Genomic DNA, 22,331 nt, shown 5'->3' on the forward strand with positions numbered 1-22,331 from the left:
TGTCGAGGATACGGGTCCGGAATCGACGGGGGTCCGGGGCGGAGTGCCCCGTCCCGGAACGCGCCGCGGCGCCCACCCAGTCGTCCGGTCGGGGACATTCGGGGGGCGCCGCGCTCAGTTCCGCACGTCGTTGTACGGGACGTTCTCAGGGGGCCGGTCAGACCGTCAGGGAACGGTCCGTCGGGCGGATCGGGGCCGGCAGGGAGCTGGCACCGGTCAGGTAGCGGTCCACGCCACGGGCGGCGGAGCGGCCCTCGGCGATGGCCCAGACGATCAGCGACTGGCCTCGGCCGGCGTCGCCGGCGACGTACACGCCATCGACGTTGGTGGCGAAGTCCGCGTCTCGGGCGATGTTACCCCGCTCATCGAGGTCCAGACCAAACTGCGCGACCAGGCCGTTCTCCACGTCCGTGCCGGTGAAGCCCATCGCGAGCGTGACCAGCTGGGCGGGGATGCTGCGCTCCGTGCCCGGCTTCTGGGTCAGCTTGCCGTCGACGAACTCGACCTCGACGAGGTGGAGGGACTGGACGTTGCCGTCCTCGTCGCCCTCGAAGTGGGTGGTGGAGACGGAGTAGACCCGCTCGCCGCCCTCCTCGTGCGCGGAGGTGACCTTGTACAGCATGGGGAAGGTCGGCCAGGGCTGGCCGGCGTTCCGCTCCTCGCCCGGGCGGGGCATGATCTCCAGCTGCGTGACCGAGGCCGCGCCCTGGCGGTGGGCCGTGCCGACGCAGTCGGCGCCGGTGTCGCCGCCGCCGATGACGACGACGTGCTTGCCCTCGGCGGTGATCGGCGGGGCGACGAAGTCACCCTCGACGACCTTGTTCGCGAGCGGCAGGTACTCCATGGCCTGGTGGATGCCGTTCAGCTCGCGGCCCGGGACGGGCAGGTCGCGGGCGGTGGTGGCGCCGGCGGCGATCACCACGGCGTCGAACCGCTTGCGCAGGTCCGTCGCCGTCAGGTCGCGCCCGATCTCTATGCCGGTGCGGAACTTGGTGCCCTCCGCGCGCATCTGCTCGATGCGGCGGTTGATGTGCCGCTTCTCCATCTTGAACTCGGGGATGCCGTAGCGCAGCAGGCCGCCGATGCGGTCGGCGCGCTCGTACACGACCACGGTGTGGCCGGCCCGGGTCAGCTGCTGGGCCGCGGCGAGACCCGCCGGGCCCGAACCGATGACGGCGGCGGTCTTGCCGGACAGGCGCTCGGGGACCTGCGGCTTGACGTCGCCTCCGTCCCAGGCCTTGTCGATGATGGAGACTTCGACGTTCTTGATCGTGACGGCCGGCTGGTTGATGCCGAGCACGCACGCGGACTCGCACGGCGCCGGGCACAGGCGGCCGGTGAACTCCGGGAAGTTGTTGGTGGCGTGCAGGCGCTCCTGCGCCGCCGACCAGTCCTCGCGGTAGGCGTAGTCGTTCCACTCGGGGATCAGGTTCCCGAGGGGACAGCCGTTGTGGCAGAACGGGATGCCGCAGTCCATGCAGCGGCCGGCCTGCTTGCTGATGATCGGCAGCAGGGAGCCGGGGACGTAGACCTCGTTCCAGTCCCGGACGCGCTCGGCCACGGGGCGGGTCTCGGCGACCTCGCGTCCGGTGGTCAGGAAGCCCTTGGGGTCAGCCATGGGTCGCCGCCTCCATCATCTTCTCGGTGGTCTCGGCCTCGGAGAGACCGGCGAGCTCAGCGGCGTCCTTGGCGGCGAGCACTGCCTTGTACGTGGTGGGGATGATCTTGCTGAACCGGTCGGCGTTGGCGTCCCAGTCGGCGAGCAGCTTCTCCGCGACCGTGGAGCCCGTCTCCTCGTGGTGACGGCGCACGACGTCGTGCAGCCACGCCTTGTCGGTGTCCGACAGGGCCTCGATCGCGCCCAGGTTGCCGGAGTTGACGTTGTCCCGGTCGAGGTCGACGACGTAGGCGACACCGCCCGACATGCCGGCCGCGAAGTTGCGTCCGGTCTCGCCGAGGACGACCGCCGTGCCGCCGGTCATGTACTCGCAGCCGTGGTCGCCCACGCCCTCCGAGACGACGAGGGCGCCGGAGTTGCGGACGCAGAAGCGCTCGCCGGTGCGGCCGCGGAGGAACAGCTCGCCGCCGGTCGCTCCGTAGCCGATGGTGTTGCCCGCGATGGTGGAGTACTCGGCGAGGTGGTCGGCGCCCCGGTCGGGACGGACGATCACCCGGCCGCCGGAGAGGCCCTTGCCGACGTAGTCGTTGGCGTCGCCCTCCAGGCGGAGGGTGACACCGCTCGGCAGGAAGGCGCCAAAGGACTGGCCGGCGGAGCCGGTGAAGGTGATGTCGATGGTGTCGGCCGGGAGACCGGCGCCACCGAACCTCTTCGTCACCTGGTGGCCGAGCATGGTGCCGACCGTGCGGTTGATGTTGCGGATGGCGACCTGGGCGCGGACCGGCTGGGCCTCCTCGGCGGAGGCGGCGTTCAGGGCCTCGGCGGCGAGCTGGATCAGCTCGTTGTCGAGGGCCTTCTCCAGCCCGTGGTCCTGCTCGACCAGGGCGTGGCGGACCGCGCCCTCGGGCAGCTCCGGCACGTAGAAGAGCGGCTCCAGGTCGAGACCCTGCGCCTTCCAGTGGGTGACGGCGCGGCTGGTGTCGAGCAGCTCGGCGTGGCCGACGGCCTCTTCGAGGGTGCGGAAGCCCAGCTCGGCGAGGAGCTCGCGGACCTCCTCGGCGATGAACTCGAAGAAGTTGACGACGAACTCGGCCTTGCCGGAGAAACGGTCCCTCAGGACCGGGTTCTGGGTGGCGATGCCGACCGGGCAGGTGTCCAGGTGGCAGACGCGCATCATGACGCAGCCGGAGACGACGAGCGGCGCGGTCGCGAAACCGAACTCCTCGGCGCCGAGCAGCGCGGCGATGACGACGTCACGGCCGGTCTTGAGCTGGCCGTCGGTCTGGACGACGATCCGGTCGCGCAGGCCGTTGAGCAGCAGGGTCTGCTGGGTCTCGGCGAGGCCGAGCTCCCAGGGACCGCCCGCGTGCTTCAGCGAGGTCAGCGGGGAGGCGCCCGTTCCGCCGTCGTGGCCGGAGATGAGGACGACGTCCGCGTGGGCCTTGGAGACACCGGCGGCGACCGTGCCGACGCCGACCTCGGAGACCAGCTTCACGTGGATGCGGGCGACCGGGTTGGCGTTCTTGAGGTCGTGGATCAGCTGAGCCAGGTCCTCGATGGAGTAGATGTCGTGGTGCGGCGGCGGCGAGATGAGGCCGACGCCGGGCGTCGAGTGACGCGTCTTGGCGACCCACGGGTAGACCTTGTGGCCGGGCAGCTGGCCGCCCTCGCCGGGCTTGGCGCCCTGGGCCATCTTGATCTGGATGTCGTCGGCGTTGACCAGGTACTCGCTGGTCACGCCGAAGCGGCCGGAGGCGACCTGCTTGATCGCGGAGCGCCGGGCCGGGTCGTAGAGGCGGTCCGGGTCCTCGCCGCCCTCACCGGTGTTGGACTTGGCGCCCAGCTGGTTCATGGCGATGGCGAGGGTCTCGTGCGCCTCGCGGGAGATGGAGCCGTACGACATGGCGCCGGTGGAGAAGCGCTTGACGATCTCGGAGACCGGCTCGACCTCGTCGAGGGGGATCGACGGGCGGTCGGAGGTGAAGCCGAAGAGGCCGCGGAGCGTCATCAGGCGCTCGGACTGCTCGTTCACCCGCTCCGTGTACTGCTTGAAGATGTCGTACCGCTTGTTGCGCGTGGCGTGCTGGAGACGGAAGACGGTCTCCGGGTCGAACAGGTGCGGCTCGCCCTCGCGGCGCCACTGGTACTCGCCGCCGATGTCCAGGGCGCGGTGCGCCGAGGGGACGCCGGAGACGGGGTACGCCTTGGCGTGGCGGGCGGCGACCTCCTTGGCGACGACGTCGAGACCGGCGCCGCCGATCTTGGTGGCCGTGCCGTTGAAGTACGTGGCGACGAAGGTCTCGTCGAGGCCGACGGCCTCGAAGACCTGGGCGCCGCGGTAGGAGGCGACGGTGGAGATGCCCATCTTGGACATGACCTTGAGGACGCCCTTGCCGAGGGCGTAGATCAGGTTCCGGATGGCCTGCTCGGGCTCCAGGCCCTCGATGAAGGTGCCGGCGCGGACGAGGTCCTCGACGGACTCCATGGCGAGGTACGGGTTGACCGCCGCGGCGCCGTAGCCGATGAGCAGGGCGACGTGGTGGACCTCGCGGACGTCACCGGCCTCGACGAGCAGGCCCACCTTGGTGCGCTGCTTGGTGCGGATGAGGTGGTGGTGGACGGCCGCGGTGAGCAGCAGCGAGGGGATCGGCGCGTGCTCGGCGTCGGAGTGCCGGTCGGAGAGCACGATGAGGCGGGCGCCGCCCTCGATGGCGGTGTCGGCCTCGGCGCAGATCGCGTCGATGCGGGCGGCGAGGGCCTCACCGCCGCCGGAGACCCGGTAGAGGCCGGAGAGGGTCGCGGCCTTCATGCCGGGCATGTCGCCGTCGGCGTTGATGTGGATGAGCTTGGCCAGCTCGTCGTTGTCGATCACCGGGAAGGGCAGGGTGACGCTGCGACACGCCCCGGGAGTCGGCTCCAGGAGGTTGCCCTGGGGGCCGAGCGAGGAGCGCAGCGAGGTCACGAGCTCTTCGCGGATCGCGTCGAGCGGCGGGTTGGTGACCTGCGCGAAGAGCTGGGTGAAGTAGTCGAAGAGCAGCCGCGGGCGGGCGGACAGGGCCGCGATCGGCGAGTCCGTACCCATGGAGCCGAGGGGCTCGCCGCCGGTGCGGGCCATCGGGGCGAGGATGACGCGGAGCTCTTCCTCGGTGTAGCCGAAGGTCTGCTGGCGGCGGGTGACCGAGGCGTGGGTGTGCACGATGTGCTCGCGCTCGGGGAGGTCGGAGAGCTCGATCTCGCCGGTCTCCAGCCACTCCGCGTACGGGTTCTCGGCGGCGAGGGCGGCCTTGATCTCGTCGTCCTCGACGATGCGGTGCTCGGCGGTGTCGACGAGGAACATCTTGCCGGGCTGGAGGCGGCCCTTGCGGACGACCTTGGCGGGGTCGATGTCGAGGACGCCGACCTCGGAGGAGAGGACGACGAGGCCCTCGTCGGTGACCCAGTAGCGGCCGGGGCGCAGACCGTTGCGGTCGAGGACCGCGCCGACCTGGACGCCGTCGGTGAAGGTGACGCAGGCCGGGCCGTCCCAGGGCTCCATCATCGTGGAGTGGTACTGGTAGAAGGCGCGGCGGGCGGGGTCCATGGTCTCGTGGTTCTCCCACGCCTCCGGGACCATCATCAGGACCGCGTGCGGCAGCGAGCGGCCGCCGAGGTGGAGGAGCTCCAGGACCTCGTCGAAGGAGGCCGAGTCGGAGGCGTCCGGGGTGCAGATCGGGAAGATCCGCTCCAGCGAGCCCTCGCCGAAGACGTCGGAGGCGAGCTGGGCCTCGCGGGCCGTCATCCAGTTCCGGTTGCCCTTGACGGTGTTGATCTCACCGTTGTGGGCGACGAACCGGTACGGGTGGGCCAGCGGCCAGCTCGGGAAGGTGTTGGTGGAGAACCGGGAGTGGACCAGGGCCACGGCGGTGGCACAGCGGCGGTCCGACAGGTCCGGGAAGAAGGGCTCCAGCTGGCCGGTGGTCAGCATGCCCTTGTAGACGATCGTGCGGGCGGAGAGCGACGGGAAGTACGTCGCGGCCTCGCGCTCGGCGCGCTTGCGCAGCACGAAGGCCTTGCGGTCCAGCGCGATGCCGGTGGCCGCGGTGTCCGCGTCCGTCACGAAGAGCTGGCGGAAGACCGGCATGGTGGAGCGGGCGGAGGCGCCGAGCAGCTCGGGGGCGACAGGGACCTCGCGCCAGCCGAGGACGGTCAGGCGCTCTTCGGCGGCGATGGCCTCGATCCGCTCGACGGCCTGTGCGGGGGCGTCGGCGGGCAGGAAGGCGATGCCGACGGCGTACGCGCCGGCGGCGGGGAGCTCGAAGTCGGTGACCTCGCGCAGGAAGGCGTCCGGGACCTGGAGCAGGATGCCGGCGCCGTCACCGGAGTCGGGCTCGGAGCCGGTGGCGCCGCGGTGCTCGAGGTTGCGCAGTACGGTCAGCGCCTGCTCGACCAGCGCGTGGCTGGCTACACCGGTGAGGGTGGCCACGAACCCGACACCACAGGCGTCGTGTTCGTTACGGGGGTCGTACATCCCCTGCGGAGTGGGGCGACCGTCCATGGGCGACCAGGCGTCGGAACGCATCGGCTCTCCCGTCGTCGTCGTGGCTGGGGGCATCTCCCAGACGGGTCTGGGGGTGCGACTGCCGAGGGACGACGTTGGCCCTCCGCGAAATTTCGTGCAGGTTACATGATGGCTGGCTTCTCGCGAAGTGGATAGCTCATTCCAGCATGCGGACACCGCGGACACGCAGCGGTGGTGGGGGTTCACCTGTGGGGTTCACCTGGGGTTCACCTGTGAGGTGCGGCGACAGGAGCTGTCCCGCGGGGACGGATCACGGCGGTCCGGATGATCTCCGGACCCATGGCGGCCCGTCGCTGAGTGGGCTTCGTTGCCCAGCGGCGCTCATGCCTCATTCCCGATGGTCACGGGTTCGAAACCGCCGGGTAACCGGCTACATATGTGGCGTCCTGCATATTGTCTCATTGCAGCGGCGGATCGGGCCAGGGAGATACGTCACAGGGGATATGCGGCCTTCATCCCGCAATGGCGCCCCGGAACGACCGAAAGGCCCCATGAGGGGGCCTCCTGGTCGCGCGCGAGGGGTACGGAATCCGTTCCGGTACGGGAGGGGGGGTACGTCTCCCGTACGGGTGGCTACAGCGCGGCCCCCAGGAGCATGCCGAGGCCGTACGTGACGGCCGCCGCGGCGCCGCCGAGCACGAGCTGGCGCAGCCCGCTGAAGAGCCAGCCCCGGGCGGTCACCCGGGCCACGAGCGCGCCGCAGGCGAAGAGGCCGACGAGCGCGAGCAGCACGGCGGGCCAGAGCGCGGTCGCCCCGAGCAGGTAGGGCAACACGGGGAGCAGCGCGCCGAGCGCGAACGAACCGAAGGACGAGACCGCGGCGACCGTCGGCGACGGGAGGTCGTCCGGATCGATGCCGAGCTCCTCGCGCGCGTGGATCTCCAGGGCCTGCTCGGGGTCCTTCGACAGCTGCATCGCGACCTCGCGGGCGAGCGCGGGCTCGACACCACGGGAGACGTAGAGGGCGGCCAGCTCCTCCATCTCGTCGACGGGGTGCTTGCGCAACTGGCGGCGCTCGACGTCCAGTTCCGCCTGGACGAGTTCGCGCTGCGAGGCGACGGAGGTGTACTCGCCCGCCGCCATCGAGAAGGCGCCGGCCGCGAGCCCCGCGAGGCCGGTGATGACGACGGTCTGCGTGGAGACCGCGCCGCCGGCGACACCGGTCATCAGGGCGAGGTTGGACACCAGGCCGTCCATCGCGCCGAACACGGCGGGGCGCAGCCAGCCGCCGTTCACGTCGCGGTGCGTGTGGTTGTCGCGGTGGGCCTCGTGCAGCGGCGCCTGAGCTTCGATGATGGACATGGCTCTCCCCTCGTTCCGGCGGGCCGGGTCGCACCCGCCGCCCCCAACACCTTCGAAAATACGCGCGATGTAAGGGGCGCGCCAGCAAGGCAGGCCGTACTTACTAAGGTCTGCCTTGCTGTGGGAACCGGTTCTGGCGTGGTGTCAGGCGGGTGACAGAGACGTTTCTTCGGCGAGTTCGCGGCCCGTGGTGGCACAGATCCAGGCATCGGGGCGCCATCGGTGCGCCTCTCCCGAGGAAGGGGCCGCGAGATGGTGACCACCACGGCATGCGACACGCGTGAACGGGCGAGAGGGGCGCTCCTCGGCCTCGCCGTCGGCGACGCGCTCGGCGCGCCCGCCGAGAACATGCGGCCCTCCGAGATCCGCCGCCGCTGGGGCCGGATCGAGGGCTTCGTGACGGACAGCCCGGCCGGGACGGACGACACCGAGTACGCCATCTTCTCGGCGCTGCTCCTCGCGCGGCACGGCTCCGCCCTCACCGTCCGGCACGTCGAACGGGCCTGGCACCACTGGATCGCCGACCTCGACGAGGGGCCGTTCCGCGGCGCGGGGTTCTCCGAGCGCGGCACTCTGGAGAACCTCCGCCGGGGCCTCGCCGCGCCCATCTCCGCCCAGCACCGGCACGCCTGGAGCGACGGGCTCGCCATGCGCGCGGCGCCCTTCGGGGTGTTCGCGGCCGGACGCCCGGCGGAGGCGGCGCGGCTCGTCGCCATCGACGGCAGCGTCAGCCACGACGGCGAGGGCATCTACGGCGGGCAGGCGGTCGCGGCGGGGGTCGCGGCGGCGATGGCGGGGGCGGGCGTGACCTCGGTGATCGCGGCGGCCCTCTCGGTCGTCCCGATGGACTCGTGGACGGCCCGCTCGCTGCGCCGCGCGGTGGTGGCCGCCCAGCGGGTCCAGCCGGACCCGCTCACCCGGGAACGCCAGGTCCGCTCGGCGGTCGTCATCGGCGGCTACCCCTGGACGGACCTGGCCCCGGAGGCGGTGGGCCTGGCGTTCGGCGCGTTCGCCGCGGCGCGCGGCGACTTCCGTACGGCCGTCCTGACGGCCGTCAACATGGGCCGCGACGCCGACACCACGGCGGCGGTGGCGGGCGCGCTGGCAGGCGCGGCCGGCGGCCTGCGCGCGATCCCGGAGGCCTGGGCCTCGGCCATCACCCCGGTGACGGGCAGCTGCCTCCCGTCGATGCGCGGCTACCACGTCCTGGACGTAGCGGACCTTCTGACCCCGGAGGCGGACACCTGATGAACCCCCACGACACGACACCCCCCACCGACACGACCGTGGCCACCCCTCTCGCAGCGGGCTCAGCCCCCACCGGCGGCACCGCCCTCATGGCAGGCGCGGGCCCCGCAGTCGACATCCCCCTCACGGCAGCCACCGGCCCCGCCACCGACACCCTCCTCGCAGTGGCCGTCAGCCCCGCCCCGACCGACACCACCGCGGCCCCGAGCCGAGGCACGGCCAACACCGCCGCCGACACCCCCCTCACGGCAAGCACCAGCCCCGCCACCGACACCCTCCTCGCAGCGGCCGTCAGCCCCGCCCCGACCGACACCACCGCAGCTCCGGGCCGAGACACGGCCGGCACCGCCGCAGCTCCGGGCCGAGACACGGCCGGCACCGCTGTGGGCAGTCGTCCCGCAGGGCGGGACGGGTGGGCACAGCTCACGGTGCCGGGTGCCGGCCCGCTGCTCGCCGACCCCGAGGACCCGAGCCCACCGCCGGGTGCCGGCCCGCTGCTCGCCGACCCCGAGGACCCGACCCCACCGCCCGGCCCCGGCCCCCTGCTCGCCGACCCCGAGGACCCGGCGTCCCAGCCCGGCGGCCGCCCCTCCCCCGCGCGGGGCGGCGCACGCGACCACGTCGCCCCCGCACCGGCCGCACCGGCCGGAGCACGACCGCCCCGCGACGCGATCGAGGGCCTCCTCCTCGGCCTCGCCGCGGGCGACGCCGCCGGTTGGCCCGCCGCCAGGCACCGCGCCGCCCGCATGCCCGAGTGGACCCGCCGCCTCACCCGCGAGCTCGACACCTTCGCCGAGCAGAACGCCACGACCACCCTCCCCGTCCCCATCGCCCTCAACCAGCCCCCCGAGCCCCTCCGCCTCGGCCCCTCCGACGACGCCGAGTGGGCGGTCTTCACGGCCGAGGCGGTCCTCACCGCCTCCGGCCCCGGCTTCGCCGGCCTCCCCCCGGAGCGCCGCCTCCGCGCCTCCGTGAACCTCGCCTGGAACGCCCTCGCCGACCAGGTCGCCGCCGCGGCGGACCGCGCTCCCGAGATCGAGTCGGCCGTCCTCCCGCTCCGCGCCCGGATCTCCGTCCGCGCGGGCCTCGGCAACCTCGCCACCGGCCTGCGTCCCCCCGCGACCGGCCACGACAACCCGCACTTCTTCGACGACGCCGCCTGTGTACGGGCCGTGGTCCTCGCCCTCGTCCACCCCGGCGACCCGCGCGCCGCCGCCGAACTGGCGGAGTTCGACGCCCGGTACACCCAGGACGGCGACGGCGTCCACGGCGCCCGCGCGATGGCGGCGGCCGTCGCCGCGGCCTTCGGCGGGGCGACGGTCGACGAGAGCGTCGAGGCGGCGCTCGACGAACTCCCGCCCGCCACGGAGATCGGCCGCAACTCCCGGCACGCGGTGAAGCTGGCCCACACCGCCGGTTCGGCCTTCGCGCTCGTCCCGCTCCTGGAGCACCAGATCGTCGACCACGTCTACAGCTACGGCATCGCCGCCGCCGAGACCGTGCCCGTGGCGCTCGCGCTCGCCACCGCCGCGCGCGGCGAGATGACGGCCGCCGTGCCGGCCGCCGTCTGCCTCTCGCGGGTCGCCGACTCCGCCCCGGCGCTCGCGGGCGCGCTCACGGGGGCGCTGGGCGGCGGCCGTTCGGTGCCGCCGGCCTGGCGCGAGGCGTGCCGGACGCTCGCGGGCTGCGCGCTGCCCCGGCTCGCGGGCACGGATCTGGTCGAACTCGCCGGGCTGCTCGCAGCCACGGAACCGGCCACCCCGGGTGGACAATTCCGACATGACACCCACACTGGATGACCGGATCACCGGCAGTCTCGTCGGGGCCGCCGTCGGCGACGCGCTCGGCGGCCCCGTCGAGGGCTACACCCCCGAGCAGATCCTGGAACGCCACGGCGGCCGCGTCACCGGCGTCGTCGGCCCCTGGAACGGCGGCGAGTGGCGTACCGCCCGCCCCATCGCCCCGTACCACAAGGGCGACGGACACGTCACCGACGACACCTTGATGACCCACGCCCTGATCCGGGTGTACGAGAAGGTCCGCGGCCACCTCGACGCGTACGCGGTCGCGGACCACCTCGTCCCCGAACTCATGGGCTCCCCCGTCTGGATCCCCGAACTGGAGGCGGAGGCGCTGCCGCTCCAGCGGATCTTCCTGGCCGAGAAGTGGATCGTGGCCCGGCTCCACTACGGCCATGTGGACCCGCGCGAGGCCGGCAGCGGCAACATCGTCAACTGCGGCGCGGCGATGTACATGGCCCCCGTCGGGCTCGTCAACGCGGCCCATCCGGAGGCCGCGTACGCCGAGGCCCTCGACGTCGCGGGGGCGCACCAGTCCTCGTACGGCCGTGAGGCGGCCGGCGTGTTCGCGGCGGCGGTGGCGGCGGCGTGCGCGCCGGGGGCCACGGCGTCCTCGGTGGTGGGGACGGCCCTGGCCCTGGCCAAGGACGGCACGCGCTCGGCGATCGAGGCGGTCGCCGAAGTGGCCGAGCGCCACACGGACTTCGAGTCGGCCCTGACCCCGCTCCGCAAGGCGGTGGCGCCCTTCGACTCGGTCGGCCCCGACTACCGCTCCCCCTCCCTCGGCGCCCGCCGCCCCTCCCGCCTGCACGCGATCGAGGAACTTCCCGTCGCCCTGGGCATGCTCCTCGTCGGCGAGGGCGACTACCGCCGTACGGTCCTGGGCGCGGTCAACTACGGCCGCGACTGCGACTCGATCGCGACGATGGCGGGCGCGATCGCGGGCGCGCTGCACGGCGAGTCCGCGGTGCCCGCCGACTGGGCGAAGCGGGTGGCGGAGGCGAGCCGCCTCGACCTGCACGCCCCGGCGCGGGCGCTGACCGAGGTGACCCGCGAGGTGTTCGCACGGGACGCGGAGCGCCGCCGGGCCCACGAGGCCGCGTTCACCGCCCTGACGAGCGGCGCCCGGTGAACCTCCGCCTGACCTGGGTCCAGCCGGAGGACCTGGTGGGCCACGAGCTCCGGCAGGCACGCGAGGACGGGCGCGACGCGAGCGCCCTCGCGGCCCGCTGGGCGGCGGCGGGCGGCCCTCCGGCCCCGGAGTCGGCCGGCGCGTCCACGGTGGCCCGCCCCGACCTGCGCCCCCTGGCGACGGAACTCCTGGACGCCCTGGCGGCCCTCCCCACCCCCCTCGGGGAGCGCGAACCGACCGCGCTCCCCGACATCCGGGCGCTGACGACCCCCCACACCACGCCGCCCGCGGCGTGCGCGGCGGCCCCGAGCGCGCGGAGGCCCACCGGTCTCGCGGGCGAAGCCCCCGAGGGCCTCCGCGACCGCCTGCACGCCGCCTGGCTGGGCCGCGCCGTCGGATGCCTGCTCGGCAAGCCCGTCGAGAAACTGCCCCTGTCCGCCATCCGCGACCTCGCGCGCGCCGCGGGCAACTGGCCCCTCTCCACCTGGTTCACCGCCCGAGGCGTCCCCGGCGAGCTGCTCGACGCACACCCCTGGAACCGCCGCTCCGCCACCACCTCCCTCGCCGAGAACATCGACGGCATGCCCGAGGACGACGACCTCAACTACCCCCTGCTCGATCTGCTGCTCCTCCAGCGGCACGGCCGCGACTTCACCACCGCCGACGTCGCCCGCCTCTGGCTCGACGAGCTTCCCGCCGGCCGCACCTTCACGGCCGAGCGCGTCGCCTACCGCAACCTCCTCGACGGCGTGGAACCCCCGCTGACCGCCGTCCACCGCAACCCCTTCCGTGAGTGGATCGGCGCCCAGATCCGCGCCGACGTCCACGGCTGGACCTGCCCGGGCGACCCGGTCGCCGCCGCTGGACAGGCCCATCGGGACGCGGTGCTCACCCACACCGCGAACGGCGTCTACGGCGCCATGTTCGTCGCCGCCACCCTCGCCACGGCCGCCACCGGCACCGCCGACGTCCACCGGTCGCTCGCCGCCGGGCTCGCGGTGATCCCGCCCCGCTCACGCCTCGCCGGGGCCGTCCGCCTCGGCATCGCGTCCGCCCGCGCCACACCCGACTTCGACACGGTCGTCGACCGGCTGCACGCCGAACTCGGCGGGTACCACTGGGTGCATGCCGTCCCGAACGCCGCCCTGGTCGCCGCCGCCCTCACCCACGCCGACGGCGACTTCTCCCGCTCCGTCTGCGCGGCCGTCTCCGGCGGCTGGGACACCGACTCCAACGGCGCCACCGCCGGCTCCGTCGCCGGACTGCTCGCCGGTCACCCCGACCGGCTCCCCGAGCACTGGACGTCCCCCCTCAAGAACCGGCTCTCGACCTCGGTGCCGTCCTTCGACGGCATCGGATTCGACACCCTGGCCGAACTGACCCATCGGGAGGCAGTACGCCCATGACCAGCATCGTCGTTCTCGGCAGCACGAACATGGACCTCGTCGCCTACGTGCCGCAGGCCCCGGCGCTCGGCGAGACCGTCACCGGCCGCTCCTTCCGCACGATCCCCGGCGGCAAGGGCGCCAACCAGGCCGTCGCCGCCGCCCGCGCGGGCGGCGAGGTGGCGATGATCGGCGCCGTCGGCGCGGACGACTTCGGGGCGCGGCTCCGCGCCACCCTGGAGCACTGCGCGGTGGACACCGACCTGCTGCGCACCGCCGAGGGCTCGTCCGGCACCGCGCACATCGTCGTCGACGACGAGGGCGGCAACGCGATCGTCGTCGTCCCCGGCGCCAACGGCACCGTCACCTCCCTGACCCACGGCGACGAGGCGCTCATCGGCACCGCGGACACCCTGCTCCTCCAGCTCGAACTCCCCCTCTCCGTCGTCGTGGAGGGCGCCGCGACCGCCCGCAGGCTTGGCGTCCGCACCGTCCTCACCCCCGCCCCCGCCCGGCCGCTCCCGCCCGAACTCCTCGCCTCGATCGACCTGTTGGTGCCCAACGAGCACGAGGCCGCCGCGCTCACCGGCCTCACCGACCCGCGCGAGGCCGCCCGAGCCCTGCTCCGGGACGTCCCCGAGGTGGTCGTCACCCTGGGGGCGGCCGGCAGCCTGTACGCGGCGCGAGGCGCCGATCCGGTCGAGGTGCCCGCCCCCCGCGTCCGGGCCGTGGACACCACCGGGGCGGGCGACACCTTCGTCGGCGCGCTCGCGGTGGCCCTCGGCGAGGGCCGCCCCGCCCCGGAGGCCCTGGCCTGGGCGCAGGCCGCCGCCGCGCTCTCCGTGCGGCGCGAGGGCGCGTCGACCTCGATGCCGTACCGCGTCGAGATCGAGGCGGCCTTCCACTCCCCCGACTCCCTGGAGGCCGACCCCGTATGACCGTCACCGCACCCGTCACCGCGCCCGCCGCCCCCGCGCCGCCCCTGCGCGGGCTGCGCGTCCTCGATCTCGCGACCCTCTTCGCCGGTCCGCTCGCCGCCACGATGCTCGGCGACTTCGGCGCCGACGTCGTCAAGGTCGAGCACCCCCGCAAGCCCGATCCGTCCCGTGGCCACGGCCCCGCCAAGGACGGCGTCGGCCTGTGGTGGAAGGTCCTCGGCCGCAACAAGCGGGCGATCACCCTCGACCTGTCCTCGCCGGGAGGCCGGGACACCCTGCTGGCGCTCGCCGCCGACGCCGACGTGATCGTGGAGAACTTCCGCCCCGGCACGCTGGAGCGCTGGGGCCTCGGCTGGGAGGAGCTCTCCACCGTCAACCCGCGCCTCGTCCTCGCCCGCGTCACCGGCTTCGGCCAGTTCGGCCCGTACGCCCACCGTCCCGGCTTCGGCACCCTCGCCGAGGCCATGAGCGGGTTCGCCGCGATCACCGGCGAGCCCGACGGCCCGCCCACCCTGCCCCCCTTCGGTCTGGCCGACTCGATCGCCGCCCTGGCCACGGCGTACGCGGTGATGACCGCGCTCACCGCCAGGACGACCACCGGACGCGGCCAGGTCGTCGACATGGCGATCATCGAACCGATGCTCGCCGTCATCGGCCCCCACCCCCTCTGGTACGACCAGCTCGGTTACGTCCAGCCCCGGACCGGCAACCGCTCCCGCAACAACGCGCCGCGCAACACCTACCGGACCGCCGACGGCTCCTGGGTCGCCGTCTCCACCTCCGCCCAGTCGATCGCCGAGCGGGTGATGCGGCTCGTCGGCCGCCCGGACCTGATCGACGAGCCGTGGTTCGCCGACGGCACGGGCCGGGCCGAGCACGCGGACGTCCTGGACGAGGCGGTCGGCGCCTGGATCGCCCGCCGCACCCGCGAGGAGGCGATGGCGGCCTTCGAGAAGGCGGAGGCGGCCATCGCCCCCGTCTACGACATCCGTGACGTCGTCGACGACCCGCAGTACCGGGCGCTCGGCACCGTCACCGAGGTACAGGACCCCGAACTCGGCCCGATCAAGATGCAGAACGTCCTCTTCCGCCTCTCCGAGACGCCCGGAGCCATCCGCTGGTCCGGCCGCCCCCACGGCGCCGACACCACCGCCGTCCTCACCGAACTCGGCCTCACCTCCGCCGAGATCGACCGTCTCCGCGACCAGGGGGCGGTATGAGCGCGCCGGCCGTCGAGGCTCTCCACCGGGTCCGCACGCCCCTCACCTGGCTGTACGCCCCGGGCGACCGTCCCGACGTCGTCCGCAAGGCCCTGGCCTCCGGCGCCGACGTGGTGATCGTCGACCTGGAGGACGCGGTCGCCCCGCACCGCAAGGCGTACGCCCTCGACGCCACGGCCGATCTGCTCGCGGACCCCCACCCCGTCCCGGTCCATGTCCGTGTCCACTCCGTGCACGACATCCCCACCCTGGCCCCCCTCCCCGGCCTCCGAGGTCTCCGGGTTCCCAAGGTGACACACGCCACCGACATCCACCGGATCGCCGGGCTGGCCCCGGACGTCCCCCTGTACCCGCTCCTGGAGAACGCCCTCGCCGTGGAGCACGCGTACGCCATCGCCACCGCCCACCCCGCCGTGCGGGGCGTCGCGCTCGGCGAAGCCGACCTCCGCGCCGACCTGGGGGTACGGGAGGACAGCGCCCTGGACTGGTCGCGCGGCCGGGTGGTGGTCGCGGCCCGCGCGGCCGCCCTCCCCCCGCCGGCCCAGTCGGTCCACCCCGACATCGGCGACCTGGACGCGCTGGCCGCCGGCTGCGCCCGGGGCCGGGCCATGGGCTTCCTCGGCCGGGCGGCCATCCACCCCCGCCAGCTCCCGGTCATCGAGCGCGCCTATCTCCCCACCCCGGAGGAGGTCGACGCGGCGCGGGAGGTCGTCACCGCGGCCGAGACCGGACGGGGCGCGCTCGCCCTGCCGGACGGCCGCTTCGTCGACGCGGCGGTGGTGGAGGGTGCCCACCGGGTCCTCGCCCTCGCGGCCCGGACGGGCTGACGCCCGTACCCCGGCAGACGGAAGGGCCGCCGGGACCTCACGGTCCCGGCGGCCCTCCTGCCTGCTGTGGAAGATCCGGGCGGATCAGCTCTTGGCGGCCGATCCGGCGCCGTTGCCGGCCCCGTGCTCCACGTCCTCGTCGGAGCCCGCCTTCGGTGCGGTGTCCTCCGGCTCGTCGCCCGCGTCCGCGTCGTCGGCCTTCCCGGCCGTGGCGGCGTCCGTCTTCTCGGTCTTGTCGGTCTTCGGCTCCACGATCTCCTCCCGGCCGGGACGGACCCGTGCCGAGACGACCATGTAGACCACCGCGAGCAGGAAGACGACGATCGCCGTCCACACGTTGAGCCGCAGGCCGAGCACGAGGTGCGCCTCGTCGACGCGCATGTACTCGATCCAGGCGCGGCCGGCGCAGTACGCGGCGACGTAGAGCGCGAACGCGCGGCCGTGGCCGAGCTTGAAGCGGCGGTCGGCCCAGACGACCAGGAGGGCGACGCCGACGCACCAGAGCGACTCGTACAGGAAGGTCGGGTGGTACGTCCCGGCCTCGCGGTTAGCGCTCTCGGTGATCTTCAGGGCCCAGGGCAGATCGGTCGGCCTGCCGTACAGCTCCTGGTTGAACCAGTTGCCCCAGCGGCCGATGGCCTGGGCGAGGGCGATACCGGGGGCGATGGCGTCGGCGTACGCCGGGAGCGGGATGCCCCGGCGGCGGCAGCCGATCCAGGCACCCACCGCGCCGAGCGCGATGGCGCCCCAGATACCGAGGCCGCCCTCCCAGATCTTGAAGGCGTCGACCCAGTTCTCACCCTCGCTGAAGTACAGCTGGTAGTCGGTGATCACGTGGTAGAGGCGTCCGCCGACGAGGCCGAAGGGCACCGCCCAGACGGCGATGTCGGCCACGGTGCCGGCGGTGCCGCCCCGGGCGATCCACCGCTTGTTGCCGTACCAGACGGCGACGAAGACACCGATGATGATGCAGAAGGCATAGCCGCGCAGCGGGATCGGTCCGAGATTGATCACGCCGGTCGACGGGCTGGGAATGTAGGCAAGGTCCATGGCAGGTCCGACGCTACCCTGCCGGGCGGGCGGGACGGCAGCCCGCCCGGCAACGTCTGGGTAACTAACCCGCCGAGGGCGAGGCCGTGCCGGGCTTCTTGCCCTTGTTGGCCTCGGTGACCCACTTCTTCAGGTTCTCCGGGGAGATCTGCTCGTTCCCCTTGGTCGGGAAGATCGATTCTCCGTTGAGGAGGACGGACGGTGTGCCGCGGAAGCCGCCGTTCTGGAAGGCCTCGTTCGACTTGACCACCCAGCTGTCGTGCGCGCCGTCGTTCACACAGCTGCGGAACGCGGGCGTGTCGAGCCCCGGCACCTTCGCCGCCAGCTCGATCAGCTTCTCGTTCTTGCCGAAGGCGTCGTCCGTCTCCTGCGGCTGGTTGATGTAGAGCGTGTCGTGGTACGCGGTGAACTTCCCCGCGTCCTGCGCGCACGCGGCCGCGTTCGCCGCGCGCAGCGAGCCGCTGCCGCCCATGTTCCCGTCGATGAGGGTCGCGAGGTGGTACTCGGTCCTGAGGGCGCCGGACGCCTCCAGCTCGTGGATCGAGTCCCGCATGACGTTCTCGAACTGGGCGCACGCCGGGCAGCGGAAGTCCTCCCAGATCGCGAGCGTCGACGGCGCGTCCGCCTTGCCCGTCGGGATGGCGGGCTTGTCGTCCTCGTCGGTCGCCCCGCTCGGCGCGACCACCGGGCCCGCCTTGTCCGACCCGCCGTCCTTGTCGCCGCCGGCGGCGATCACTCCGACGACCGCGGCCAGGCCGAGGACGCCGACCACCGCCGCCGACACGATCAGGACACGTCGCTGCTTCTCGCGGCTCTTCTCGCGCTCGCGCTGCTGCTGGAGGCGCTCCCGCGCGCTCCGGTTACCGTCACCACTGTTCTCGCTCACGCCTCAGGAACGAACCGGGGAGGCACGTGCGTGCCTCCCCGGTCGCAGATCCACCCGGATGGGTTACGAGACGCGCCGGACACCCTCGGCGAGTTCGGCCGCCAGTTCCCTTACGGCGGCGAGTCCCGCGGCCTCGTCGCCGTCGGCGTCGAGGATCCGCTTCACGAACGCGGACCCCACGATGACGCCGTCGGCGAAGGCCGCGACCTCCCGGGCCTGGGCGGCGTCGGAGACGCCGAGCCCGACGCAGACGGGGAGGTCCGCGGTGGCACGGGTGCGGCGGACGAGGTCGGCGGCCTGGTTGCCGACCGACTCGCGGGTGCCGGTGACCCCCATCAGGGAGGCGGCGTAGATAAAGCCGGAACCGGCCGCCGTGATGGTGGCGAGGCGCTCGTCCTTGCTGCTGGGCGCGACCACGAACACGGTGGCGAGACCGTGCTTGGCGGCGTGCTCGCGCCAGAGGGCGGACTCCTGGACCGGCAGGTCGGGCAGGATGCAGCCGGCGCCGCCCGCGGCGGCGAGCTCCTCGGTGAAGCGCTCGACGCCGTACCGGTCGATCGGGTTCCAGTAGGTCATGACGAGGACCGGCTTGCCGGTGGCCTCGTGGGCCTCGCGGACCGTGCGCATGACGTCGGCGATCTTGACGCCGCCGCGCAGGGCGATGTCGTCGGCGGTCTGGATGACCGGCCCGTCGAGGACCGGGTCGCTGTGCGGGAGCCCGACCTCGACGATGTCCGCGCCGCCGTCGAAGACGGCCTTGATCGCCGCGATGCCGCCGTCGACGGTCGGGAAGCCGGCCGGGAGGTAGGCGATGAGCGCGGCCCGGTCCTCCGACTTCGCCTTGGCGAGGGTGTCGCCGAGCAGCTGGATGTTGCCGGTCACTTGGCGTCCCCCTCGATCTCCGCCGTGGTGCCGGCGTCCGCGGCGACCTCGGCGTCGGTGTCGTACAGCCCGAAGTAGCGGGCGGCGGTGTCCATGTCCTTGTCGCCGCGCCCGGAGAGGTTGACGAGCAGCAGGGCGTCCTTGCCGAGCTCCTTGCCGACCTCCAGCGCCCCGGCGAGGGCGTGCGCCGACTCGATGGCCGGGATGATGCCCTCGGTACGGGACAGCAGCCGCAGCGCCTGCATGGCGGCGTCGTCGGTGACGGCGCGGTACTCGCCGCGTCCGCTGTCCTTGAGGTACGCGTGCTCGGGGCCGATGCCCGGGTAGTCGAGGCCCGCCGAGATCGAGTACGGCTCGGTGATCTGGCCCTCCTCGTCCTGGAGGACGTAACTGCGCGAGCCGTGCAGGATGCCGGGCTCGCCCGCGGTCAGGGTGGCCGCGTGCTCGCCGGTCTCGACGCCGTGGCCGGCCGGCTCGCAGCCGATGAGGCGCACGCCGGTGTCCGGGACGAAGGCGTGGAAGAGGCCGATGGCGTTGGAGCCGCCGCCGACGCAGGCGATGGCCGCGTCGGGCAGGCGTCCGGCGCGCTCCAGGAGCTGGCGGCGGGCCTCGACGCCGATGACCCGGTGGAAGTCGCGGACCATGGCGGGGAAGGGGTGCGGGCCGGCCACGGTGCCGAACAGGTAGTGGGTGCGGTCCACGTTGGCGACCCAGTCGCGGAACGCCTCGTTGATGGCGTCCTTGAGGGTACGGCTGCCGGACTTCACGGCGACGACCTCGGCGCCGAGCATCCGCATCCGGGCGACGTTGAGCGCCTGGCGCTGGGTGTCGATCTCGCCCATGTAGATGGTGCAGTCGAGGCCGAAGAGGGCGCAGGCGGTGGCGGTGGCCACGCCGTGCTGGCCGGCGCCGGTCTCGGCGATCACCCGGGTCTTGCCCATGCGCTTGGTCAGCAGGGCCTGGCCGAGCACGTTGTTGATCTTGTGCGAGCCGGTGTGGTTGAGGTCCTCGCGCTTGAGGAAGATCCGGGCGCCGCCGGCGTGCTCGGCGAACCGGGGGACCTCGGTGAGGGCGCTCGGGCGGCCCGTGTAGTCGACCATCAGGTCGTTGAGCTCGCGGGCGAACTCGGGGTCGGACTTGGCCTTGTCGTACTCGACGGCCACCTCGTCGACGGCGGCGACGAGGGCCTCGGGGATGAACTTGCCGCCGTAGGCGCCGAAGTAGCCCTCGGGGCTGGGGACCTGGCCCTCCAGGTCGGGAATGAAGAACTCGCTGGACATGCGGCTGCTCCTCGCGGGGCGGTGCCCCGTGTGACGTGCGGTCGATGGTCACGTTATGCGCGCGAGCCACTCGCCGTCGGCCGTTGTGGGCATCCCGCACCCGGGCGCCGCGCTGTGCGGCACAAGGGGTGGAGGCGCCGCCGGGGGCGCCCTCCCGTGTGCCCGCGAACAGGGCGTGGCCGGGTCAGGTGATGGCGAGGTTCAGGGGAGTGTGCGCGCGAGGCGCGGGCGCCATCGCATGCCGTTGACCTGGCCCGGCTCGGAGCCGATGACGTACCGGACCCGGCGGCCGTGGACACGGCGGGCGGGTGCGCGGCAGCCACGCGGCCGGCAGCCGCGGGCCAGCGGGGCGTGGGCGGGGACGGACGCGGCGGTGCGGAGCATGCGGCGCCGGCTCCCCGGGGTCGCCGACGCCATGCCGACCGGGCCCGGGGCGGTGGCCCGGGAGGTCGGCGTGGCGCGGCGGAGGGTCATGGCGCGGTCAGCTCCGGCCGTGCCGGAGCGCCGGGTGGGCGCCCGCGGCGACCAGGTCGGCGACGGCGGCCTTCGGGTCGCGGCCGGTGACGAGGGACTCGCCGACCAGGACCGCGTCGGCGCCCGCGTTGGCGTAGGCGATGAGGTCGTGCGGGCCTCGGACGCCGGACTCGGCGATCTTGACGATGCCCGCGGGGATCTCGGGGGCGACGCGCTCGAAGGTGGAGCGGTCGACCTTGAGGGTCTTGAGATTGCGCGCGTTGACGCCGATGATGCGGGCGCCCGCGTCGACGGCCCGCTCGACCTCGTCCTCGTCGTGCACCTCGACGAGCGGGGTGAGCCCGATGGACTCGGCGCGCTCGATGAGGGAGACCAGCGCCTCCTGCTCCAGGGCGGCGACGATGAGGAGCGCGAGATCCGCTCCGTACGCCCGGGCCTCCCAGAGCTGGTACGCGGTGACGATGAAGTCCTTGCGCAGGACCGGGATGTCGACCCGGGCGCGGACGGCCTCCAGGTCCGCGAGGGAGCCGCCGAAGCGGCGCTGCTCGGTGAGGACGGAGATGACGGCGGCGCCACCCGCCTCGTAGTCGGCGGCGAGTCCGGCCGGGTCGGCGATCGCTGCGAGCGCGCCCTTGGACGGGCTGGAGCGCTTGACCTCGCAGATCACCTTGACGCCGTCCCCGCGCAGTGCGGCGACGCCGTCCTTGGCCTGCGGCGCCTTGGCGGCGCGCTCCTTGAGCTCGTCGAGGGTGACCCGCGCCTGCCGCTCTGCGAGGTCGGCGCGTACGCCTTCGATGATCTCGTCGAGCACACTCACGCGAGGGGCCCCCTTCCGGGACGGTGATGGTGATGATGAACCAGGTTCAGCCACTTCGATCCTATCCGCAGGACGGCTCCGTACTCGCATCGGCGGCGGTGGCGTCTTATCTGCTGGGACTCCCACGGGGGTCGCCCCGGCGCCTCGCCGGCCCCTCAGGGGGCGAGCGCGGAGCCGAAGGGAAGGTTCCGGACCAGGGTGAACAGGGCGAGGACGGCCCCGATCCCCCACCACCAGGCCGGGGAGATCGCGAGGCGCATGGGCACCCCGCGGAGGGCGCGAATCAGCCAGAGGACCATGACGACGCCGAAGAGTCCGTAGCCGACGACGGCGAGGGCGTTGGCGCCGAGGGCGGCCGGGAGGTCGCCGTGGACGAAGGCGTGGGCGCTGCGGAGCCCGCCGCAGCCGGGGCAGTAGACGCCGGTGAAGCGGAGCAGCGGGCAGACCGGGTAGTGCCCCGGTTCGTTGGGGTCGACGGTCCCGACGTACGCGAAGGCGGCGGCGACCCCGCCGAGGACGGCGACCGGCGCGGCGAGCCGCCGCGCGAGCGACCGGGGAGCGGGCGGTACGGCAGCGAACGGCGCACCGGCGGGGTGGGTCCACGCGGGCGCGTGCGGGGGGCGTACGGAGGCGTCGGCCCCCGCCGGGCTCCCGGGCCACGCGGGCGCGTGCGGGGGGCGTACGGAGTCCCCGGGACCCGTCGGTCCCTCCGGCCGCACGGGCGCGTGTGGTGCGGAGGCTTCCGGGCCCGGCGGCGCGTCGGGGGGCGCGGGGGCGTTCGGCCGCGTACCCGGTGGGGTGGGTTCACCCGGTCGGGTGGGGGAAGCGTCGGTCACGGCTCCGGCCGTCGGCTGCGGGTCCACGCGGTGATTCTCGCCCCGGACGCGCGAGAGCGCAGCCCGGCGCGGCCGGACT

At 73.5% G+C, this 22,331-nt stretch carries 17 protein-coding genes; 7 read left to right on the top strand and 10 right to left on the bottom strand.

Annotation, left to right across the window (positions count from 1 at the left end; all coding sequences use genetic code 11):
- Window positions 1-157: 157 nt before the first annotated feature.
- The 3 genes from AMK29_RS01085 to AMK29_RS01095 all read right to left on the bottom strand — a co-directional run bounded on the left by AMK29_RS01085 (window position 158) and on the right by AMK29_RS01095 (window position 7,478).
- Window positions 158-1,618, bottom strand: coding sequence for a glutamate synthase subunit beta (locus AMK29_RS01085; RefSeq protein WP_073806696.1), 1,461 nt, complete (start codon window positions 1,616-1,618; stop codon window positions 158-160).
- Complete coding sequence (gene gltB / locus AMK29_RS01090; protein ID WP_073806697.1) at window positions 1,611-6,176, bottom strand: glutamate synthase large subunit; 4,566 nt, start codon at window positions 6,174-6,176, stop codon at window positions 1,611-1,613. Before gltB ends, AMK29_RS01085 begins: the two co-directional genes overlap by 8 nt.
- Before the next feature lie 573 nt (window positions 6,177-6,749).
- Entirely contained in the window at window positions 6,750-7,478 is a 729-nt protein-coding gene (locus AMK29_RS01095) for a VIT1/CCC1 transporter family protein (RefSeq protein WP_073806698.1), read from the bottom strand.
- A gap of 252 nt (window positions 7,479-7,730) precedes the next feature.
- Here AMK29_RS01095 and AMK29_RS01100 point away from each other — a divergent pair, with 252 nt between their 5' ends.
- From AMK29_RS01100 to AMK29_RS01130, 7 genes are all read left to right on the top strand, one after another.
- Window positions 7,731-8,726 carry an ADP-ribosylglycohydrolase family protein gene (locus AMK29_RS01100; RefSeq protein ID WP_073806699.1) on the top strand — a complete coding sequence of 332 codons (996 nt, stop codon included), beginning with the start codon at window positions 7,731-7,733 and terminating at the stop codon, window positions 8,724-8,726.
- A 542-nt stretch (window positions 8,727-9,268) separates the two neighbouring features.
- Window positions 9,269-10,525, top strand: a complete 1,257-nt coding sequence (locus AMK29_RS01105) for an ADP-ribosylglycohydrolase family protein (RefSeq protein WP_443334051.1) — start codon at window positions 9,269-9,271, stop codon at window positions 10,523-10,525.
- A complete protein-coding gene (locus AMK29_RS01110; RefSeq protein ID WP_073806700.1) occupies window positions 10,506-11,657 on the top strand; it encodes an ADP-ribosylglycohydrolase family protein in 1,152 nt (383 codons plus the stop codon). Before AMK29_RS01105 ends, AMK29_RS01110 begins: the two co-directional genes overlap by 20 nt.
- A complete protein-coding gene (locus AMK29_RS01115; protein ID WP_073806701.1) occupies window positions 11,654-13,063 on the top strand; it encodes an ADP-ribosylglycohydrolase family protein in 1,410 nt (469 codons plus the stop codon). The genes AMK29_RS01110 and AMK29_RS01115 overlap by 4 nt, the downstream gene beginning before the upstream one ends.
- Window positions 13,060-13,980: a ribokinase gene (gene rbsK / locus AMK29_RS01120; protein WP_073806702.1), complete on the top strand. Its 921-nt coding sequence runs from the start codon at window positions 13,060-13,062 to the stop codon at window positions 13,978-13,980. Before AMK29_RS01115 ends, rbsK begins: the two co-directional genes overlap by 4 nt.
- Entirely contained in the window at window positions 13,977-15,200 is a 1,224-nt protein-coding gene (locus AMK29_RS01125) for a CaiB/BaiF CoA transferase family protein (RefSeq protein ID WP_073806703.1), read from the top strand. Before rbsK ends, AMK29_RS01125 begins: the two co-directional genes overlap by 4 nt.
- A complete protein-coding gene (locus tag AMK29_RS01130) occupies window positions 15,197-16,027 on the top strand; it encodes an HpcH/HpaI aldolase/citrate lyase family protein (RefSeq protein ID WP_073806704.1) in 831 nt (276 codons plus the stop codon). The genes AMK29_RS01125 and AMK29_RS01130 overlap by 4 nt, the downstream gene beginning before the upstream one ends.
- Before the next feature lie 84 nt (window positions 16,028-16,111).
- On the opposite strand, the gene lgt is transcribed toward AMK29_RS01130, so the two are convergent.
- The 7 genes from lgt to AMK29_RS01165 all read right to left on the bottom strand — a co-directional run bounded on the left by lgt (window position 16,112) and on the right by AMK29_RS01165 (window position 22,135).
- On the bottom strand, window positions 16,112-17,077 hold the full coding sequence (gene lgt / locus AMK29_RS01135) for a prolipoprotein diacylglyceryl transferase (RefSeq protein ID WP_073806705.1): 966 nt from the start codon (window positions 17,075-17,077) through the stop codon (window positions 16,112-16,114).
- 64 nt (window positions 17,078-17,141) lie between these two features.
- The gene (locus AMK29_RS01140) at window positions 17,142-17,963 is read right to left on the bottom strand and encodes a DsbA family protein (RefSeq protein ID WP_073806706.1); all 822 of its coding nucleotides are present in this window, start codon (window positions 17,961-17,963) and stop codon (window positions 17,142-17,144) included.
- Window positions 17,964-18,026: 63 nt separating this feature from the next.
- The gene (gene trpA, locus AMK29_RS01145) at window positions 18,027-18,845 is read right to left on the bottom strand and encodes a tryptophan synthase subunit alpha (RefSeq protein WP_073806707.1); all 819 of its coding nucleotides are present in this window, start codon (window positions 18,843-18,845) and stop codon (window positions 18,027-18,029) included.
- Entirely contained in the window at window positions 18,842-20,125 is a 1,284-nt protein-coding gene (gene trpB, locus AMK29_RS01150; RefSeq protein ID WP_073806708.1) for a tryptophan synthase subunit beta, read from the bottom strand. The genes trpA and trpB overlap by 4 nt, the downstream gene beginning before the upstream one ends.
- 201 nt (window positions 20,126-20,326) lie before the next feature.
- Window positions 20,327-20,542 carry a tryptophan biosynthesis modulator TrpM gene (gene trpM / locus AMK29_RS01155; RefSeq protein WP_198942176.1) on the bottom strand — a complete coding sequence of 72 codons (216 nt, stop codon included), beginning with the start codon at window positions 20,540-20,542 and terminating at the stop codon, window positions 20,327-20,329.
- A gap of 64 nt (window positions 20,543-20,606) precedes the next feature.
- Entirely contained in the window at window positions 20,607-21,416 is an 810-nt protein-coding gene (gene trpC / locus AMK29_RS01160) for an indole-3-glycerol phosphate synthase TrpC (RefSeq protein ID WP_073806709.1), read from the bottom strand.
- Between the two features lie 155 nt (window positions 21,417-21,571).
- A complete protein-coding gene (locus AMK29_RS01165) occupies window positions 21,572-22,135 on the bottom strand; it encodes a DUF2752 domain-containing protein (RefSeq protein WP_079196709.1) in 564 nt (187 codons plus the stop codon).
- Between the last annotated feature and the right edge of the window lie 196 nt (window positions 22,136-22,331).

Source organism: Streptomyces sp. CB02261, assembly GCF_001905665.1.
Taxonomy (GTDB): domain Bacteria; phylum Actinomycetota; class Actinomycetes; order Streptomycetales; family Streptomycetaceae; genus Streptomyces.

What these genes read in the sequence shown, in the direction of transcription:
- lgt (WP_073806705.1), bottom strand. Translation starts at nt 17,077, where the DNA reads ATGGACCTTGCCTACATTCCCAGCCCGTCGACCGGCGTGATCAATCTC.
- AMK29_RS01095 (WP_073806698.1), bottom strand. Translation starts at nt 7,478, where the DNA reads ATGTCCATCATCGAAGCTCAGGCGCCGCTGCACGAGGCCCACCGCGAC.
- AMK29_RS01085 (WP_073806696.1), bottom strand. Translation starts at nt 1,618, where the DNA reads ATGGCTGACCCCAAGGGCTTCCTGACCACCGGACGCGAGGTCGCCGAG.
- AMK29_RS01110 (WP_073806700.1), top strand. Translation starts at nt 10,506, where the DNA reads ATGACACCCACACTGGATGACCGGATCACCGGCAGTCTCGTCGGGGCC.
- gltB (WP_073806697.1), bottom strand. Translation starts at nt 6,176, where the DNA reads ATGCGTTCCGACGCCTGGTCGCCCATGGACGGTCGCCCCACTCCGCAG.
- rbsK (WP_073806702.1), top strand. Translation starts at nt 13,060, where the DNA reads ATGACCAGCATCGTCGTTCTCGGCAGCACGAACATGGACCTCGTCGCC.
- trpB (WP_073806708.1), bottom strand. Translation starts at nt 20,125, where the DNA reads ATGTCCAGCGAGTTCTTCATTCCCGACCTGGAGGGCCAGGTCCCCAGC.
- AMK29_RS01100 (WP_073806699.1), top strand. Translation starts at nt 7,731, where the DNA reads ATGGTGACCACCACGGCATGCGACACGCGTGAACGGGCGAGAGGGGCG.
- AMK29_RS01130 (WP_073806704.1), top strand. Translation starts at nt 15,197, where the DNA reads ATGAGCGCGCCGGCCGTCGAGGCTCTCCACCGGGTCCGCACGCCCCTC.
- trpM (WP_198942176.1), bottom strand. Translation starts at nt 20,542, where the DNA reads ATGGCGTCGGCGACCCCGGGGAGCCGGCGCCGCATGCTCCGCACCGCC.
- AMK29_RS01125 (WP_073806703.1), top strand. Translation starts at nt 13,977, where the DNA reads ATGACCGTCACCGCACCCGTCACCGCGCCCGCCGCCCCCGCGCCGCCC.